Source organism: Actinomadura barringtoniae (genome assembly GCF_017573505.1).
GTDB lineage: Bacteria > Actinomycetota > Actinomycetes > Streptosporangiales > Streptosporangiaceae > Spirillospora > Spirillospora barringtoniae.
In genome coordinates this window covers 107,329-124,855 of record NZ_JAGEOJ010000019.1, presented here as the reverse complement: position 1 = coordinate 124,855, position 17,527 = coordinate 107,329, and the positions used below count along the sequence as shown (strand labels likewise).

Genomic DNA, 17,527 nt, shown 5'->3' with positions numbered 1-17,527 from the left:
CGACGCACCCGACCACCCCGGGAGAGCCAACCGTGTCCTCGATCACCGAGTTCCGCGCCGTCGCCGAGCAGGTCCGCAACTGGGGCCGATGGGGTGACGACGACGAGGTCGGAACCCTGAACCTGATCACTCCGGAGAAGGTGCGCGCCTCCGCCGGGCTCGTGCGCAAGGGCTCGGTGTTCCCGCTGGGCGTCGAGTTCGGGGCGAAGGGACCGCAGGGCGACTACCTGTTCCGCCCCAACCCGATCCACCTGATGACGGTCGACGGCGGCGACGCCGACCACTTCGTCGAGCACTCCCGCGGCTGGAGCGCGAACCCGGTCGCCGAGCAGATCGGCCAGTACTTCGCCGACAACCCGTTCCGGTTCAACGACGACATGATCATCATGCCGCTGCAGGCCGCCACCCAATGGGACGCGCTGTCCCACACCTACTACGACGGCCTGCTCTACAACGGCTTCCCCGCGTCGGCGGTGACCAGCCAGGGAGCGACCCGCTGCGGGATCGACAAGGTCATCGACAAAGGGATCACCACGCGGGGGGTCCTGCTCGACGTCGTCGCCCACCGCGGCGACGACGTCCACCTCGATCCCGACCGGCCCGTCACGCCCGACGAGCTGGACGAGGTCGCCGACCGGCAGGGGGTGGCTGTGGAGCAGGGGGACGTCGTGATCGTCCGAACCGGCTGGTGGGACAACTTCCGCCGCACCGGCGACAGGTCGGCGTTCACCTCGGGACTGAGCTGGCGGTGCGCCGAATGGCTGCACGCCCGACGAGCCGCCGCCGTCGCCTCCGACAACGTCACCGTCGAGGTGCCGATGCCCGAGTTCGACGGCGTGTTCCTCCCGTTCCACCTGCTGTGCGAACGGGACATGGGCATGATGCTGGGCGAGTACTGGGACGTCACCGCGCTCGCCGCCGACTGCGCGGGCGACGGCGTCTACGAGTTCCAGCTCATCGCGCCTCCTCTGGCGGTCGTGGGAGCGGTCGGCTCCCCGGTCAACCCGATCGCCATCAAGTGACCCGGCCCGGCCGCGGCGCACGGTCGCCTCCCCGGTCGTCGTGCTGCCCCCGTCTCTTCCGCCACCCGACCCGAGGAGAACGATGACCACCACCGCCGTCACGGCCGCCGACACCGCCACAGCCGCCGCCGAAGCCGAAGAGGAGACCGCGCTCGGCGTCTCCGCCGCCTGGCTCGAACGATTCGCCGCCGCCGTCCACTCACCCGCGCACGAGGACATCGACGCGCTGCTCACTCCGGATGTGACGTGGCGGGACTTCCTCGCCTTCACCTGGGGGGTCACCAACCACGTCGGCCTCAAGGACGTGCGCTCCGCGCTCGGCAGGCTGAGCGCGGACGTCCGTCCACACGACCTGAGCCCCGCCGTCCGGCAGGCGCCGATCCGCACCGACGACGGCGTCCTCATGTTCTTCGAATTCGCCACGGAACATCGCCGGTGCAGCGGCTTCGCGCGGCTGACGCTCGGCGGCGACGGCCGATGGCAGGCCGCCACCCTGATGACCCAGGCCGAGGGCCTCACCGACTTCCCCGCAGCGGTCGGCGCCCACCGGCCCGAGGGCAAGGCGCACGGATACGTACCCGGCCGCACCCGGTGGTCGGACGACCGCGCCGCCGAATCAGAGTTCGAGAACGACGACCCGCAGGTGGTCGTTCTCGGCGCCGGCCACAACGGCCTGTCGGTCGCGGCCCGCCTCGCCTCGCTCAACGTGTCCACGCTGGTCGTCGAACGCAACGAGAGGGTCGGCGACAACTGGCGGAAGCGCTACGCCTCGCTGGCACTGCACAGCCTGCTGAACGCCGATCATCTGCCCTTCTACCCGTTCCCGCCGACGTGGACGGCGCACACGCCGAAGGACAAGTTCGCCGATCACCTCGAGTCGTACGCCCGGGCGATGGATCTGAACGTGTGGACCGGCACCGAGCTCACCGGCGCCGCCTACGACGACGCGGACGGCCGGTGGACGATCACGCTGCGCCGCCCCGGCGGCGAGCGGACGCTGCGGCCGGTGCATCTGGTCCTCGCCGTCGGCCTGAACGGGAAGCCGCGCATGCCCGAGGTCCCCGGACTCGCCGGCTTCCAGGGCGTCGCCGTCCACTCCGGAGAGTTCCAGGGCGGCTCCGAGTGGGACGGAAAACGGGTCCTGGTCGTCGGAGCCGCGGTGAGCGGGCACGAGATCTCCCACGACCTGTACGAGCACGGCGCCCGGGTCACCATGCTCCAGCGCAACGCCACCTACGTGATCGATTTCCAGACCTTCAACGACCTCTTCTACGGCGTCTACGCGGAGGGCTCCGGGCTGGGGACCGAGTTCGCCGACATGGTCGCCTACGCCACCCCGAACATTCCGAATCGCGCCACGCTGAAGGAGCTCGTGACAGCCGCGGCCGAGCGGGACCGCGACCTGCTGGACCGCCTGCGGCAGCGCGGCTTCAAGCTGGAATGGGGACCCGACGGCACGGGCATCATCGGCAGCCACATGGCCGGCCGGGACAGCTACCAGATCAACATCGGCGCATCGGAACTGATCGCCGACGGGCACATCGGTGTCAAGCAGGGCGTCGAGATCGACCGCGCGACGCCCACCGGGGTCGTCTTCACCGACGGCACCGCCATGGACGTGGACCTGATCGTCTTCGCCACCGGCTACGAGTCCATGGACGAATCCGTCCACGGACTGCTCGGCCCAGCCGCGGCCAAGGTCCAGAAGGTGTACGGCCTGGCCGACGACGGCGAGTACAGCGAGGCCTGGCGGCGCTCACGTCAGCCGGGCCTCTGGTTCGCCACCGGCTTCGTGACCATGGCGCGCTTCTACTCCCGGTCGCTCACGATGCTGATCAAGGCGATCGAGACGGGACTCACGCCGAAGGACCCCGGCGCGTAAGCCAGGTCCGACGCGCCCGGCCACCTGCGATGCCGTGGCCGGGCGCTGCCGTACGAATATGGATCGACCAGTGCCGAACCCTGAACGTTCTCGGCAGAACGGCTACTGCGCGTCCGCCCCATCGGCCGAACGCGCGACATGCAGTACCTGGCCGAGACGCGCGGCCGCCGCCCCGATGTGCTTCTCGGCCGCCTTGGCCTGGTCCTCGCGGTAGGTGATGAGATTCAGGCAGGCGCGGGGCCGCGCCTGCGGAATCGCCGCGGCGACCGCGTACGCGCCCTGTTCCACCTCGCCGTGGCTGGCGGCGAAGCCGCACTCGCGGGCTCGGGTCACCGCAGCGGGCTCGCCCGGCAGCTGCTCCCCCGCCGCCAGCAGCGCGTAGCCGGCCGCGCCGCGGTCGATCGGCGTGCGCATTCCCACCTTGAACCGCAGGTGCCAGGACACCGTCGTCGGCTCCACCAGCGCGATCGACACGGCCTCGGAGCGCGCGGCGACGAAAAGCGACACCGTGCACCCCAGCTCGTCGGCGACCTCCTTCATGATCGGCAGCGAGGCCTCGCGCAACGCCGGCAGATACGAGTCGGCCAGCATCGCGAGCCTGGCCCCCGGCCGGTACAGGCCGTCGGCGCCGTGAGCGACCAGGCCGAAGGACGTCAGCGTCTGCAGCAGCCTGTAGGCGATGGTGCGGTGGACGGCGAGGCGGTCGGCGAGATCCTGCCCGGACATGCCGTCCGGGGACTCGACAATGGTCATCAGAGCCGTCAAACCGCGGGCCAGCGTCTGGCTGCCCGCCTGCGCCCCCGCACCCGCGTTCTTCTCAGCCATGCGCCTCCTCAACACGTCCCGTTCGGCCCACTGGCCCACTGGCCCACCGGCCCACGCCAGGTGACCAGCGCACGGCACAGGTGACACGGTTCGCCGCTTCGGTCACCCCGCCGCCAGTTCCAGGGCGATGTCCACGAGCATGTCCTCCTGGCCGCCGACCAGCTTACGGTTGCCGGCTTCGATCAGGAGGGTCCGGGCGTCCACTCCGTAGGCCTCGGCCGCCATCTCGGCGTGCCGGACGAAGCTGGAGTAGACGCCGGCGAAGCCGAGGGTCAGCGTCTCCCGGTCGACGCGGACAGGGCGGTCCTGGAGTGGTCGTACCAGGTCTTCGGCGGCGTCCTGGAGTTCGAGGAGGTCGCAGCCGACGTCCCAGCCGCGCAGGAGGGCGACGGCGATGAACGGCTCGATCGGGCAGTTGCCGGCACCGGCGCCCTGACCGGCGAGGGAGACGTCGACACGGTAGGCGCCCTCTTCCACGGCGGCGAGCGAATTGGCGACCGAGAGCGACAGGTTCTCGTGCGCGTGGATGCCGATCTGCGTTTCCGGGTCGAGAACGTCGCGGTAGGCACGAACGCGCTCGCGAACGTCCTCGGTCGTCAGCCGTCCGCCCGAGTCGGTGATGTAGACGCAATGGGCACCGTAGGAGTCCATCAGCCTCGCTTGGGCGGCGAGCTGCGCGGGTTCCAGCATGTGGCTCATCATGAGGAAGCCTGAGACGTCCATGCCCAGGTCGCGGGCCTCGGCGATGTGCTGGGCGGCGACGTCGGCCTCGGTGCAGTGCGTCGCCACGCGGACGGACCTCACGCCGAGCCCGTAGGCCCTGCGCAGGTCCGCGATGGTGCCCACGCCGGGCAGCAGCAGGGTGGTGATGGTCGCCTGCGAGGCGCTCGCCACCGCCGCTTCGATCCACTCCCAGTCGGTGTGGCTGCCGGGGCCGTAGGTCAGGCTCGACCCGGACAGCCCGTCGCCGTGGGTCACCTCGATCGCCGGCACGCCCTCTCGGTCGAGCACCGCGACGATCTCGCCGACCCGCTCCGGGGAGATGCGGTGCCGGATGGCGTGCATTCCATCCCGGAGCGTGACGTCCTGGAGGTAGATCGCGGGTCCGCTCATCGGGGGTTCTCCTTCATCGACAGCGCGAGGCGTTCGGCCGTACGCCGGGCGGCCGAGGTCATGATGTCGAGGTTGCCCGCGTACGCAGGCAGGTAGTGGGCGGCGCCCTCCACCTCCAGGAACACGGTGACCTTCCAGGCGACGGGTGGAGCGCCGGCGGGCAGCAGGATGCTCACCTCGTCGGGGTCGATCCGGTTGAACTGAACCTCCCGCTTCAGCCGGTAGCCGGGCACGTAGGCGGCGACGTCGGCGACCATCCGGTGGACGGACTCGCGGACCTGGTCGTGATCGGCGTCGCCGATGAGGCAGAGGACGGTGTCCCGCATGATGAGCGGGGGCTCGGCGGGATTGAGGATGATGATGGCCTTGCCGCGGCGCGCGCCGCCGACCACCTCCAGCGCGTGCGCGGTCGTCTCGGTGAACTCGTCGATGTTCGCCCGGGTCCCCGGCCCGGCCGACCTGGAGGCCACCGCGGCGACTATCTCGGCGTAGGCGACGTCGGTGACGCGGGATACGGCCGCCACGACGGGCACCGTCGCCTGGCCCCCGCAGGTCACCATGTTGACGTTCGGAGCGTCCAGGTGATCGTCGAGGTTGACCGGTGGGATGACGAACGGGCCGAGGGCCGCCGGCGTCAGGTCGATCAGCCGTGTGCCGTACGGCCGCAGTTCCGCCGCGTTGGCGATGTGCGCCGCGGCGCTGGTGGCGTCCAGGACGATGTCGACGCCCGCGAACTCGGGCATCGCGATCAGACCGCGCACGCCTTCGGCGGTGGTCGCCACGCCCAGCCGCCGGGCTCTGGCCAGGCCGTCCGACGCCGGATCGATGCCGGCCATCGCCACGGCCTCCAGCGATGCGGACTCCCGCTGGATCTTGATGAGCAGGTCGGTGCCGATGTTGCCCGACCCGATGATCGCCACTTGGCGTGCCACGTCAGTCTCCTCTCTCGAATCTCTCGAAGGTCGCCGCCACCCGCCCCAGCGGGTGGATCTCGGCCTCGATCAGGTCCCCGTCCCGGACGGGGACCATCGGGCCCAGGGCACCGGACAGCACGATGTCGCCGCGGCGGAGCGGCGCACCGATGTCCAGCGCGGTCCGGGCCAGCCATTCCAGGGCGTTGAGCGGGTCGCCGAGGCAGTCGCGGCCCGTTCCGCCGCTCACCGCCTCGCCGTTGCGGAACATGCGCATCGTGACCTCCACCGGCGCGAACCGGCCGACCGGCAGCGCGCGGTCGCCGAGCACGAAGACGCCGCTGGAGGCGTTGTCGGCGACCGTGTCGGTGATCCCGATTCGCCAGTCCTCGATCCGGCTGTCGACGACCTCCAGCGCCGCGATGGCCGAGCCGATGGCCTCCCGGACGCCGGCCGGGCCGGGATCGAGGATGTCGGTGGCGAGCACGAAGGCGATCTCCGCCTCGGCTCTGGGCTGCAGCAGCCGTTCCATCGGCACCACGTCGCCGCTGCCGTAGCGCATGTCGTCGAACAGCACGCCGAAGTCCGGCCGGTCGACCCCCACCTGGCGCTGGACGGCCGCGGAGGTCAGGCCGATCTTCTTGCCGACGATCCGGGCGCCCCGCTCGATCCTGCGATCGGTCAGCACCGACTGCACCGCGTACGCCGCGTCCACGTCCGAAGGACCGATGAGGTCGGCGACCGGGGCGCAGGCCTCGCGCTCGATCGCGGCACGGTCCAGGCGGTCGGCGGCCGCCTGGACGGCCGCGGTCTCGGCCGCGGCCTCGGCACCGCTCACCGGCCGCTCACCGGCCGTCGCCCCAGGAACTCCAGAACGGCCTGGTCGAACTCCGCGCGCCGCTCCCACTGCGGCCAATGTCCGGCGCCATCGATGAGCCGGAACTCACCGTGCGGGATGCGCTCGGCCATCTCGACCCCCGCGCTCGGCGGCCCGGAGGGGTCGTGGCTGGTCCAGATCACCAGCGCCCGCGCCTTGATCGCCGACAGGTCGTCAGGGGTGACCATGTTGCGCCGCCGGACCTGCGGATCCTGCAGGCACAGGACGTGCCGCATCGATCGGGCGAACCCCGGCCGTGTGTAGATCCCGCGGCGTACGGCGACGAGTTCGTCGGTGACCGACGCGGGATCGGCCATGAGCCATTCCAGCCGGGTGCGGATGCGCTCCTCGGTCGGCTCGTCGGCCGCCGCCTGGCTGAGCGACCTGATGCGCTCCATGACCTCCGGAGTCGCCATGGTGCCACCGGGGGTGTTGAGGACCAGGCCGTCGACCCGTTCCGGATGGGCCGCCGCGAACTTGATCGCGACCCAGCCGCCGAGCGACTCGCCGCTCAGATGGGCGCGGGGGATCCGCAGTGCGTCCAGCAGCCCGGCGAGGTGCTCCAGGTAGTCGGCGATCTCCAGGTCCGCGGTCGCCAGGGACGTCCGGCCGTGACCGGGGAAGTCGTAGGCGATCACCCGGAAGTGTTCGGCGAGGGCCGGCACGTTGCGCGCGAACGCCTCCAGATGCCCGCCGGTCCCGTGCATCAGAACCAGCGGCGTGCCCGTGCCTGCCTCCAGCACCCGGGTCGACCACTCCCCCACCTGTATCCGGGAGAGGGTGAACGGGGTCGAGGCCAGGTCGGTCCAGAGCGTCATCGGATGCTCCTCCTCCAATCGAGTCCTCCGATCGACCGGTCACGAGCCGATCTGGTACTGGCCGTTCTCCTGAGGAGACGAGGGGATGAACGGGAAATCGTCGGGTGTGGGAGTCGGCGTGTGCTTGTCCGGCGTGAACGAGAACTGCTTCTCGGTGAGCCAGTAGCCCTCCGGCATCTGCAATCCGTAGAACGCCTTCACCAGCGACTTGGGAGTGTCGTCAAGCGCGCCCTGGCGCTTGGCCGCCGCGGCGATGAGGCGGACCTGGTCCCATGCCAGCGACGGCGTGGACAGGCTCGTGCTAACGGGCTTGCCCCCGGAGTAGCGCCGGAAGAAGTCCTTGAACGTCGGCGACTGCTGACCCTCCGGGACCGCCTTCTCCACCTTGAACACCAGGATCTCGAGGTTCTTGTTGGCCTCGGCGGACCCGTACTTGTGGGGGCCGCCGGCGGTGAGCGACATTCCGCTGCCGGCGATGGTCGGGATGTTCGTCGCGCCGGCCTGCACCCGCGCCTGCAGCAGCCGGACGGCCGCCTCGCCGGTCGTGTCGAGGTAGACGAAGCCGGGGTTGGAGGCGAGCATGCGCCGGTAGGAGACCGACAGGTCGACATCGGTCGGTACGAACTCGAAGGTCTCCACCTGGATGGAGCTCCCGCTCAGCTGCGACTTGATCGCCTGCACGAGGCCCTTGCCGTACTCGTCCTTGGAGACCAGGACGCCCAGCTTCTTGATCCCCTTCTTCTCCAGGTGCCCGCGCAGGCCGGTGAGCTGGGCGGCGCTGTTCGGCGTCGTCTGGAAGTGATAGGGGTACTTCTTCGGGTCGTTCAGCAGCGGGCTGGCCCCGAACGACACCGACACGATCTTCTTGCGGGTGAGCAGCGGCGCCATCGCGAGCGCCTCGGCGCTCGACGCGCTCGGGATCACCACGTCCGGCTGGTCCGACCCGGACAACGACTCCTGCAGCAGGCTCACCGCCCGGGTGGGGTCGCCCTGCGAGTTCTTGAGCTGGAGCTTGATGTGGCGTCCGTTGATCCCGCCCGCGTCGTTGACCGACTGCGCGGCCGCCTCCAACGCGGTGGTCGTCGCCTTGACCGTCGCGGCCGTCGGACCGGTGATACCGCCGATGAACAGGACGTCGAACTCCTTGTCGTCTCCCGCGGAGGTGCCGCAGGCGGACAGGACCGGCAGGAGGGATGCCGCCACGAGCATGGTGGCGGCGACCGGGCGGCGCCCGATCGCTGGGGTGGGTGACTTCATCGGGTGTGCCTCTCTCGTTTCGAACAGGTGGCCGGCCTGCGCGCAGGCACGGGCCGCGTCACGAAGGCTCGCTCTCCTCGGCCAGGTAGGCGCGCTGGATCGCGTCGCGAAGATCGGGGTCATCGGCGTGACCCGAGTAGACGGTGCGTCCGACGTTCAGGACCACGACCCGGTCCGCCGCCGCGAGGGCGAAGTCGACCGCCTGTTCCACCAGGAGCACGGCCAGGCCGCGCGCCCGGAGGTCGTTGATCACCTCGAGCACCTGGCCGACGATCGCCGGTGCCAGGCCGGCGGAGGGCTCGTCGAGCATCAGGACGCTCGGGGCGGCGACCAGCGCCTGCGCGATGGCCAGCATCTGCTGCTGCCCGCCGCTGAGCTGTGCGGCCGGCAGCTTCCGGCGCTGGGCGAGCACCGGGAAGCGCTCGTACATCTCCTCGGTGAGCTCGCGTCCGCGCGCCCTGTCCCGGCCCGCGTAGGTGCCGAGCAGGAGGTTCTCCTCCACCGTCCGGGACCCGAAGACCCGCTTGCCCTCCTGGACGTATCCGACGCCCGCCCGCGCCCTGCGGTACGGCGGCGTTCGGGACAGGTCGGCGTCGTCGAGGGTGACGGTGCCGGCATTGATCTTGTTCAGCCCGGCGACGGCGCGCAGCGTGGTCGTCTTGCCCGCGCCGTTGCGCCCGAGCAACGCGGTCACCGATCCGCTGTCGACGCGCAGCGTGGCATCGCTGACGACGCGCAGGTCACCGTAACCGGTGGCGAGTCCCTTGATGTCCAGCGTGGTCATGCCCGGTCCGCCTTCGCGTTGTCGAGCGCAGTGTCGACCGCGCTGTCGAGCCGGTCGGCCGCGATGCGGGTCCCGGTGATCTCGCCGCCCTGGCCGAGGTAGATCCGCAGGACCTCGGGATGGGCCGCGATCTCGTCCGGGCCGCCGGTGGCGATCACCCGTCCTTCGGCGAGGACGACGATGCGGTCCGCGAGCGCCCTGACGAGGGCGAAGTTGTGTTCCACCAGGAGGATCGTGATGCCGGCATCGCGCATCCCGGTCAGCACCCGGACCAGCCCGTGGATGTCGTCCTCGTCGAGGCCCGACGCCACCTCGTCCAGCAGCACCGCCGAACTCCCCCCGGCGATCGCCCGGCCCAGCTCGAGCATCCGGCGCGTGCCGAGCGCGAGGTCGGCCGCCCGGGTGTCGGCCTGCTGCGTCAGGCCGAGGGTCCGCATGATCCGCCGGCTGAGGCGGCGTTCGGCGTCGAGCGCCCTCCAGTGGCGGGGCAACCTCAGGGCCGTCGCCAGGAGCGAGACCCGATGCCGGGCGAACCGCCCGGTGATGATCGAGTCCTGGACCGAGAGCCCCTCGGGGATCAGCGGTGTCTGGAACGTGCGCCCGACGCCCCGGCGGGCGACCTGATGGCCGCGAAGGCCGGAGATCACCTGGTCGCCGAGCCTGATCGTGCCCGCGTCGAGCGTGTAGTAGCCCGAAATGAGGTTCATCAGCGTGGTCTTGCCGGACCCGTTGGGGCCGACGAGCGCCGTGATCTGGCCCGGCTCCGCCTCGAAGGAGACGTCATCGACGGCCACGTTGCCGCCGAACCGCTTGGTGGCCCCCACCACGGTGAGCGGCAGCCCCTGCACGGCCGGAAAGTCCACGGTGGCCGCCTCGGTCGGCGCCGCGTCCGCCGGCGCGGTCCGGCTGCCGATCCTGACGGCCGCTCTGCGGCCGATCCTGGTGGCGACACCGGCGAGCCCGTTGCGGAGAAGGAGCCCCCCGACGACCAGGAAGGCGCCGTAGGCGACCAGCGAGTACTTGTCGAACGCCGTGATCCGCAGCGGCCCGATCTCCATGATCGCCGCACCGACGATCGCTCCGTAAACGCTCGTCGCCCCGCCGAGGATGGAGGCCGCCAGGATGACGATCGCCAGCTCCAGCCCGAACGTCGAAGGCGACAGGAAGGAGTCCAGATAGGCGCTGAAGCAGCCGGCCAGGCCGGCCGGTGCGGCACTGAGGGCGTAGACGGTGACCTTGGTGGCGAAGGTGGACGTGCCGACGGCGGTCGCCAGCACCGGGCTCTGCTTCAGGACGAGGAACGAGGCCCCGTGCCGGGAGACGGCGATGTTGCGGAAGACGGCGAACCAGCAGGCCGTGACTCCGATGACCACGACGTAGAAGGCGTTGCCGTCCAGCTCGACGCCGAGGACGGCCGGGACCGGGATCCCGTTCAGCCCCTCGAGCCCGCCGAGACGGTCACCGAAGATGTTGATGACCGAGGGGATCAGCAACACGATGAAGAAGGAGGTGATGGCCAGCGCCCAGCCGCCCAGGCGCAGACCGGGAAGACCGGTGACCACTCCCAGCACGACGGCCAGCACGACGGCCACCAGCATGCAGACGAGCAGGTCGTTGACGACGTTGATCGCTATGTAGCCGGTCGCGTACGCACCCGCCGCGTAGAGCGGGACCTGCCCGAGGGCGAGTTCACCGGCGTAGCCCAGCGTCAGGTTCAGCCCGCTGACGACGAGCGAGAGGATCGCGATGAGCGTCACCAGCCGGATCGTCGCGCCGCTCAGGCCCAGCCAGGGCAGCACGCAGACCAGGCCGACGACGATGGGCCATCCGGCGAGCGCGGTGCGTGCCGTCGCAGTCGGCGTCATACCAGCCTCACCTTCTGCCGCCTCGCCAGGCCTTGCGGGAAGGCCAGCAAGGTGACCGCGAACACCGCGAACACGACGACGTCCCGATAGAGCGGCCCGATGTACCGGGCGCCCAGTGCTTCGGCGACCCCGATCGCGAAGGCGGCGAGGAGGACGCCCCGATGGCTTCCGACACCCCCGAGGACGAGCACGACGAATCCCTTCACGGCCAGCACGAGCGCGAGCGAGGGCGCCGCGAACGTCTTGGCCACCAGCAGTGGTCCCAGCAGCCCGCCGACCGCGGAGGCGAAGGCGAACCCCCACATCGACAGCGCGCCGACATTGATCCCGCGTAGCTGTGCCGCTTCCCGGTCATCGATCTGCGCGAGCGCGGCGAGGCCGATCCTCGTACGCCGAGTCCCCAGCTGAAGCAGCACGGCGAGCAGGACGGCGGCAGCGATGATCATGAGATCGACCGGCTGTGTCCGGGTGCCGAAGGCCAGGACGAGGGTGTGGTCGGGTCCGAAGAACGGCACCCGCAGGGCGTCGGTGCCGTAGCTCAGCTCGACGATCCCGGTGATGACCGTCGCGACCCCGATCATCGTCACCAGCTCGGCGCTTCCGGTGGCCCGGCGGAGCGGCTGGATCGCGAACCGTTCCTCCACGAGACCGGCCAATCCGGCGAGCAGGAAGGCGATCCCGAACACCAGGGGCGTCGGCAGGCCGCCGGAGCTGTAGGCCCAGTAGGCCACGTACATGCCGACGACCATCATGTTCGCGTGCGCGAAGTTGAGGACGCCCGACGCCAGGTAGGTCACGTTGTAGCCGAGCGCCACCATGGCGTAGATGGCCCCGATCGCAAGCCCCGCGATGATGTCGGTCACGACGGGTCCCCCTGTCGCGCCGCGTCCCCGGTGCCGTCCCCGGTGCCGTCGGCGATGTCGTTGGCGATGTCGTTGGCGGCGACGTATCCGAACGTCATGGCCGGCCCGAGCGTGGCGCCCGCGCCCGCATAGCTGCGGCCCATGACCGTCGCGGAGGCGTTGCCGGTCGCGTACAGCCCGTCGATGACCGCGCCGCCGGCGCCGAGCGCGCGGGCCCGCTCGTCGGTGACGATGCCGCCGTTGGTGCCCAGGTCGGACAGCACGAGGGCGAAGGCGTAGTAGGGGCCCTCCCCCAGCGGCTCCAGGTTCGGATGTGGCAGCGTGCGGTCGCTGTAGTAGCGGTCATAGAGGCTGTCCCCGCGCCGAAAGTCCGCATCGCGCCCGGCCTTGGCCATGGCGTCGTACCGTTCGGCGGTCCTGCGCAGCCGGTCGGCCGGAACGCCGATGCGCCCGGCGATCTCGTCGAGTGTCCGGCCCGTGACGACCGACTCCGACGCCGACCAGGAGCCGGGCAGGGCGCGTCCGGTCGGCACCGGCGCGAACGGGATCCGCGGCAGCGGCAGGTGCCCGAAGATCACGTAGCGGCGCCAGCACCACTCGTTGGTGACCAGCCAGACCGGTATGTGCCGGACCCCCGCGCCCTCGCCCTGGATCATCGTGTACCCGAAGTCCTGGTACGGCGCGGCCTCGTTGATGAAGCGATCGCCGTCGCCGTTGACGATGAACTGCGCCGGCATCATGCGTTCGTTGAGGCTGAACTGCACCCGTCCATCGCCCCAGGCGACGGCCGGGTACCACCAGGCGCCGTCCATGAGCGCGACGTCCGCGCCTATCCGCTGCGCGGCGATGATGCCGTCTCCGGTGTTCGACGTGGCGCCGAGACTGAGCGACGGGTCGGCGTACGGCTGGTGGGTCCGGCGGAACTCGGTGCCGTGGTCGAATCCACCGGTCGCGACGATGACACCGTGCCGCGCCCGGATCCGCCGCGGCTGCCCGCTCCGGCTGACCTCGGCGCCGATCGCCCGCCCGTCGCCGTCGGTGAGCAGCGAGGTCATGGGCGTGTCGAGCCACAGCTGGAGACCCTGTTCACGGAACGCGAGCATCAGCCGGGTCATGAGCGCCTGACCCATCGTCACGACGCGTTCGCCCAGTATCCGGGCACGGGCCATCCGCCACAGCAGCCGGGCGAACAGGAGCTTTCCCTTCCAGCTCTGGCGAAGCCGGTAGAAGTCGACGAGTTCGTTCGGGCCGATCCACAACCCCGCTGGAGCGACCGCGTGCGGGGGCAACAGGAACTCGGCGTCCGTCTTGAGCGCGCGCATGTCGATCGGAGGGATGTTGATGACGCTGCCTTCGGCCGAACCCCCCGGAAGCTCGGGGTAGTAGTCGGGATAGCCGGGCTTCCACACGAAGCGCAGGTGCTCGCTCGACTCCTCCAGGAAGCCGAGCATCTTCGGAACGTTCTCCAGGTACGCGGTCAGCCGGCTCTCGCTCACCTCCCCCTCCGTGATCTCGCGGAGATAGCCGAGGACTTCCGCACGGTCGGGGTGCACCCCCTCCCGGGCCTGCGGTGGCGCTCCGGGGGCCCAGATTCCTCCTCCGGAAAGGGCGCTCGAGCCACCGAAGTGCCCGGCCTTCTCCACGACGAGCGTGCTGAGCCCGCGTGCGTTCGCCGTGAGCGCCGCGGTGAACCCGCCTGCGCCCGATCCGATGACAAGGACGTCGACGGTGTGGTCGTAGTCGTTGCGTTCGTCAGTCATGCTCGCTCACCTCATCCAGGGCCTTGGTCGACTCGTGCAAGGCCAGGACCTCCGCGAACTCGCGGGTCGTCTCCGAGGCCTTCTGGGCCACCGCGGCGGCCGCGACGCAGCGGTCGGGGCGCAGAAAGAGCACCGACTCCCGGTGCGCGTCGAACCAGCTCTTCAACGGGCCGAGATCCCCGACGACGAGGACCTCGCGCGGAAAGTTGTCCATGCCGAGTTGCGCCCTCGGCACGACGGCGACGAGCCGTGCCCCCAGCCGCCGGCAGATGGCCAGCGCGTCCGCGTCGAGGATGGCGGTCGGGTCGTTGTTCCAGCAGATGACCGCGAACCAGTCGCCGAGCGCGTCATCGAGGAGCATGAGGCCGTCCGCGGTCTGAACCTCGGGCTGGATGAACAGGCGCCCGACCGGGGAGTCCGGGCCGGCCGACGGGACGACCGCACCGCTGCGGTACCGCGGCATGGGCTTGAACCGCATCTCGACGATGTAGCGCTTCAGCGTCGGCAGCATCGACGCGGCGGAGGCGATCCGGTCACGCGCCCAGGCGAGCGGACGGTTGCGGATCGAGATGATCCTGCCGACCGTGGTGGACAGGTCGATCATCGCGCGGGCGTGCTCGCGCCGCTCCTGGTCGTAGGTGGCCAGCAGCTCCTCGCCGCACAGGCCGCCGACGACGGCGGCGAGCTTCCAGCCGAGGTTCGCCGCGTCGCGGATGCCGCTGTTGTATCCCTGTCCCTGCCAGACCGGCATGAGATGGGCGGCGTCGCCGGCGAGCAGAACACGTCCCTGGCCGAACGTTCCCGCTATGCGCGAGTGGTGGGTGTAGACCCGGTGCCTGATGACATGGGCTCCGGTCGGGTCCGGCACCAGAGGCCGCAGCAGCCGGTGCAGGAACTCCGGCTCGGCGGCCTCGTCGTCGGTCTCGTGCGGCATCATCATGAACTCGAACCGCCGGATGCCGTGCGCGATCGAGATGGAGGCGAACGGGCGCTTCGGGTCGGCTCCCACGTAGCTGTTCGGGGAGCCCAGCGGGTCGTTGCCGATGTCGACCACGAGCCACCGGGTCGAGGACGTCGTCCCCTCGAAGCTCGTCCCGAGCACGCGGCGCGTGAGGCTGCGTCCCCCGTCGCACCCGACCACATAACCGGCCAGGACGTCGCGCGCCGACCCGTCCGCCGAGCGGACCCTGACGGTCACCGCGTCGTCGGTCTGGTGGAACGTCTCCACCCGCGTCCGCCATGACACCTCGACCGACGGATGCCGCGACAGGCCGGCCAGCAGTTCGGCGTCGACGAGCGGCTGCACGAACCCGCTGCGCTTGGGCCAGCCGTAGTCGGCGCCGCTCGGCGCGATCTCGGCGAGCAGCTGCCCCGTGCCGTTCACAAAGCGCAGGATCTGGTTCGGAATCGTGTGCAGCTGAACCCGGTCGGCGAGCCCGATCGTCTGGAACGTGCGCAGCGACTCGTCGTCCAGGCCGACGCCCCGCGGGTAGTCGATGAGCTCCGCGCGCTCTTCGGCGACGAGCACCGAGACACCGCGCGCGCCGAGCAGATTCGCGACCGTCAGCCCGACCGGTCCGGCACCCACGACGAGCACGTCCACGCGCTCGCCGGTGACGGGAGGCGGTGCCGAACCCCAGGGACTGGAACCCATTGACGCCCTCTCACTAGGCCTTCATAGTGTGCATATAACGCACACTCTGTTGCGATAATCACACGATAGCCAGCCACCTGGGGAGCGTCAACGGTTCACCTGCCCGAAACATGGGCATCTGTGAAAATATAGATCGAGATCGTGCATATAACGCACAGGATGATGATCGGGAATCAGCGGGACGATGACCGTCCGGGGACCACGGCCATCACCGAATGTCCGCCGAGCCGACCCGGGACGACTTGTGAAAGGCTCGTTCCATGACAGGAGCCACGACGGGACGCACGCAGGCGGGCAGCCAGACACTCGCCCGCGGCCTGCACGCTCTACTCGCGGTCGTGGAGTCCAACGGCGGCATGACCGTCCAGGAGCTCGCCGGCGAACTCGACGTGCACCGCTCGATCGCCTATCGGATCCTGCAGACGCTGGTGAACTTCGGTTTCGTCACCCAGGGCGACGACGGCGCCTACCATCCCGGCGCCCTGCTGGCCACGCTCGCCGACACCTACCTGCCCGCGCTGCGCGCGGCCGCGCTCCCGGTCATGCGCGAGGCGGCCGACGAACTCGGCTGCACCATCTCGCTGTTCGTCGCCGAGGGCAGGGAGGCCGCCGCGATCGCGCTCGAGGAGCCGACGACGACCTCCCACCACATAGCGTTCAAGGTCGGGATGCGTACACCGATCGACCGGGGAGCGGCCGGCTACGCGCTCCTGTCCGCCGGGCCGCCGCTCGATGGCGAGCCCGAAGCCGTGACACTGGCCCGCGAACGCGGCTACGCGACCAGCGAAGGCGAGATCTTGATCGGCGCGTACGCCATCGCCGCCCCGGTGCCGGACACCTATCCCCAGACGTGCGTCAACATCATCACCCACCGGGCCGACCAGGCCAGGACGGTCGAGGAGCACATCGTCGAGGTGGCCCAGAGAGTCGGCCGCGCCCTGCCTCAGATCGCCTGAGCCCAAGTCCAAGCCTCGCCGGTTCTCAGGGGGAGGTGAGGAGCAGGGGTGAGTCGATCAGCGTGAGAGCCCAGACCGTACCGTCGGCGGCGGGTGCGACGCCGGCGACGCACCGGTCGGGTCGATCGATGGGGAGCCGGGGCAGGGCCGTCCACTGTGAGCCGTTCCAGTGCAGGGCCACCGACTCGGTGCGTTCGGCGGCGGCGTTCCAGCGGCAGCCGCCCGTCCACGCATCGGTGGCGCCGCGCGCCTGGATGATATCGAGACCGGCTTGTATCGCTACAGATCTGTCTCGTACTATCGCTACAGATCGGTAGCGATAGAGGGAGGCGCGGTGCCGCCGCACAAGAGGAGTCAGGTCAGGGGCCCGGCGGTCCGGGACGAGCTCGTCATGGCGGCGGACGAGCTGTTCACGGCCAAGGGCGCCGGCAACGTGGGCGTCGACGAGATCGCGGCCACGTCGGGCATCGCCAAGTCGACCCTGTACCGCTGGTTTCCCACCAAGGACGACCTGGTGGTCGCCTACCTGCGCCGACGGGACGCCGCGTTCTGGCAGGTGTGGGACACGATCGCGGCAGACCACGCCGGCCGGCCGGCGGACGAGCTGATCGCCCAGCTCGAGTGGATTCGCGACTACATCGCCATGCCGGAGTTCCGGGGTTGCCCGTTCCTCAACATCACCGCCGAGTTCGCCGACGCCGGGCACCGAGCCCGTACCGCGGCCCAGATCAACAAGGTGGAGCTGCGCCGGCGGCTGACCACGCTCGCCGAGCAGCTTGGAATCACCGACCCGCCCGCTCTGGCCGACCAGCTGGTGCTCGTGGTCGATGGCGCGTTCGCCACCAGCCAGGTATTCGGCGCCGACGGCCCCCAGAACCACCTGGTCGAGGCCGGGCGGGCCCTCATCTCCGTCCACCTCGGCGCCACTCAGAACGGATGA

The 17,527-nt window shown here is 70.3% G+C and carries 15 protein-coding genes; 4 read left to right on the top strand and 11 right to left on the bottom strand.

What is annotated here, in order from left to right; translation table 11 throughout:
• The first annotated feature begins 32 nt into the window (after positions 1-32).
• Together J4573_RS54585 and J4573_RS39240 are read left to right on the top strand one after the other, a co-directional pair.
• Positions 33-1,022, top strand: a complete 990-nt coding sequence (locus J4573_RS54585; RefSeq protein WP_208261203.1) for a cyclase family protein — start codon at positions 33-35, stop codon at positions 1,020-1,022.
• 82 nt (positions 1,023-1,104) lie between these two features.
• Complete coding sequence (locus J4573_RS39240) at positions 1,105-2,904, top strand: flavin-containing monooxygenase (protein ID WP_208261202.1); 1,800 nt, start codon at positions 1,105-1,107, stop codon at positions 2,902-2,904.
• Between the two features lie 102 nt (positions 2,905-3,006).
• On the opposite strand, the gene J4573_RS39235 is transcribed toward J4573_RS39240, so the two are convergent.
• The 11 genes from J4573_RS39235 to J4573_RS39185 all read right to left on the bottom strand — a co-directional run bounded on the left by J4573_RS39235 (position 3,007) and on the right by J4573_RS39185 (position 15,631).
• The gene (locus J4573_RS39235; protein WP_208261201.1) at positions 3,007-3,729 is read right to left on the bottom strand and encodes an IclR family transcriptional regulator; all 723 of its coding nucleotides are present in this window, start codon (positions 3,727-3,729) and stop codon (positions 3,007-3,009) included.
• A 102-nt stretch (positions 3,730-3,831) separates the two neighbouring features.
• Complete coding sequence (dmpG, locus tag J4573_RS39230; protein ID WP_208261200.1) at positions 3,832-4,842, bottom strand: 4-hydroxy-2-oxovalerate aldolase; 1,011 nt, start codon at positions 4,840-4,842, stop codon at positions 3,832-3,834.
• Complete coding sequence (locus J4573_RS39225; RefSeq protein WP_208261199.1) at positions 4,839-5,774, bottom strand: acetaldehyde dehydrogenase (acetylating); 936 nt, start codon at positions 5,772-5,774, stop codon at positions 4,839-4,841. The genes dmpG and J4573_RS39225 overlap by 4 nt, the downstream gene beginning before the upstream one ends.
• Before the next feature lies 1 nt (position 5,775).
• Entirely contained in the window at positions 5,776-6,591 is an 816-nt protein-coding gene (locus tag J4573_RS39220) for a 2-keto-4-pentenoate hydratase (RefSeq protein WP_208261198.1), read from the bottom strand.
• Positions 6,588-7,448 carry an alpha/beta fold hydrolase gene (locus tag J4573_RS39215; RefSeq protein WP_208261197.1) on the bottom strand — a complete coding sequence of 287 codons (861 nt, stop codon included), beginning with the start codon at positions 7,446-7,448 and terminating at the stop codon, positions 6,588-6,590. Before J4573_RS39215 ends, J4573_RS39220 begins: the two co-directional genes overlap by 4 nt.
• A gap of 39 nt (positions 7,449-7,487) precedes the next feature.
• Positions 7,488-8,705 carry an ABC transporter substrate-binding protein gene (locus tag J4573_RS39210; protein WP_208261196.1) on the bottom strand — a complete coding sequence of 406 codons (1,218 nt, stop codon included), beginning with the start codon at positions 8,703-8,705 and terminating at the stop codon, positions 7,488-7,490.
• Between the two features lie 58 nt (positions 8,706-8,763).
• Positions 8,764-9,489, bottom strand: a complete 726-nt coding sequence (locus J4573_RS39205) for an ABC transporter ATP-binding protein (protein ID WP_208261195.1) — start codon at positions 9,487-9,489, stop codon at positions 8,764-8,766.
• Complete coding sequence (locus J4573_RS39200; protein ID WP_208261194.1) at positions 9,486-11,354, bottom strand: branched-chain amino acid ABC transporter ATP-binding protein/permease; 1,869 nt, start codon at positions 11,352-11,354, stop codon at positions 9,486-9,488. The genes J4573_RS39205 and J4573_RS39200 overlap by 4 nt, the downstream gene beginning before the upstream one ends.
• A complete protein-coding gene (locus tag J4573_RS39195; RefSeq protein ID WP_208261193.1) occupies positions 11,351-12,217 on the bottom strand; it encodes a branched-chain amino acid ABC transporter permease in 867 nt (288 codons plus the stop codon). The genes J4573_RS39200 and J4573_RS39195 overlap by 4 nt, the downstream gene beginning before the upstream one ends.
• Positions 12,214-13,977 carry an FAD-binding protein gene (locus J4573_RS39190; RefSeq protein WP_208261192.1) on the bottom strand — a complete coding sequence of 588 codons (1,764 nt, stop codon included), beginning with the start codon at positions 13,975-13,977 and terminating at the stop codon, positions 12,214-12,216. The genes J4573_RS39195 and J4573_RS39190 overlap by 4 nt, the downstream gene beginning before the upstream one ends.
• On the bottom strand, positions 13,970-15,631 hold the full coding sequence (locus J4573_RS39185) for a bifunctional 3-(3-hydroxy-phenyl)propionate/3-hydroxycinnamic acid hydroxylase (protein WP_208261191.1): 1,662 nt from the start codon (positions 15,629-15,631) through the stop codon (positions 13,970-13,972). Before J4573_RS39185 ends, J4573_RS39190 begins: the two co-directional genes overlap by 8 nt.
• Positions 15,632-15,891: 260 nt before the next feature.
• On the opposite strand from J4573_RS39185, the gene J4573_RS39180 reads away from it, so the two are divergent.
• Together J4573_RS39180 and J4573_RS39175 are read left to right on the top strand one after the other, a co-directional pair.
• Positions 15,892-16,587 carry an IclR family transcriptional regulator gene (locus J4573_RS39180; RefSeq protein WP_208261190.1) on the top strand — a complete coding sequence of 232 codons (696 nt, stop codon included), beginning with the start codon at positions 15,892-15,894 and terminating at the stop codon, positions 16,585-16,587.
• A gap of 334 nt (positions 16,588-16,921) precedes the next feature.
• Complete coding sequence (locus J4573_RS39175) at positions 16,922-17,527, top strand: TetR/AcrR family transcriptional regulator (protein WP_208261189.1); 606 nt, start codon at positions 16,922-16,924, stop codon at positions 17,525-17,527.

Coding starts and splice junctions, on each gene's coding strand:
- dmpG (WP_208261200.1), bottom strand. CDS start 4,842: ATGAGCGGACCCGCGATCTACCTCCAGGACGTCACGCTCCGGGATGGA.
- J4573_RS39180 (WP_208261190.1), top strand. CDS start 15,892: ATGACAGGAGCCACGACGGGACGCACGCAGGCGGGCAGCCAGACACTC.
- J4573_RS39240 (WP_208261202.1), top strand. CDS start 1,105: ATGACCACCACCGCCGTCACGGCCGCCGACACCGCCACAGCCGCCGCC.
- J4573_RS39235 (WP_208261201.1), bottom strand. CDS start 3,729: ATGGCTGAGAAGAACGCGGGTGCGGGGGCGCAGGCGGGCAGCCAGACG.
- J4573_RS39190 (WP_208261192.1), bottom strand. CDS start 13,977: ATGACTGACGAACGCAACGACTACGACCACACCGTCGACGTCCTTGTC.
- J4573_RS39200 (WP_208261194.1), bottom strand. CDS start 11,354: ATGACGCCGACTGCGACGGCACGCACCGCGCTCGCCGGATGGCCCATC.
- J4573_RS39210 (WP_208261196.1), bottom strand. CDS start 8,705: ATGAAGTCACCCACCCCAGCGATCGGGCGCCGCCCGGTCGCCGCCACC.
- J4573_RS39205 (WP_208261195.1), bottom strand. CDS start 9,489: ATGACCACGCTGGACATCAAGGGACTCGCCACCGGTTACGGTGACCTG.
- J4573_RS39215 (WP_208261197.1), bottom strand. CDS start 7,448: ATGACGCTCTGGACCGACCTGGCCTCGACCCCGTTCACCCTCTCCCGG.
- J4573_RS39185 (WP_208261191.1), bottom strand. CDS start 15,631: ATGGGTTCCAGTCCCTGGGGTTCGGCACCGCCTCCCGTCACCGGCGAG.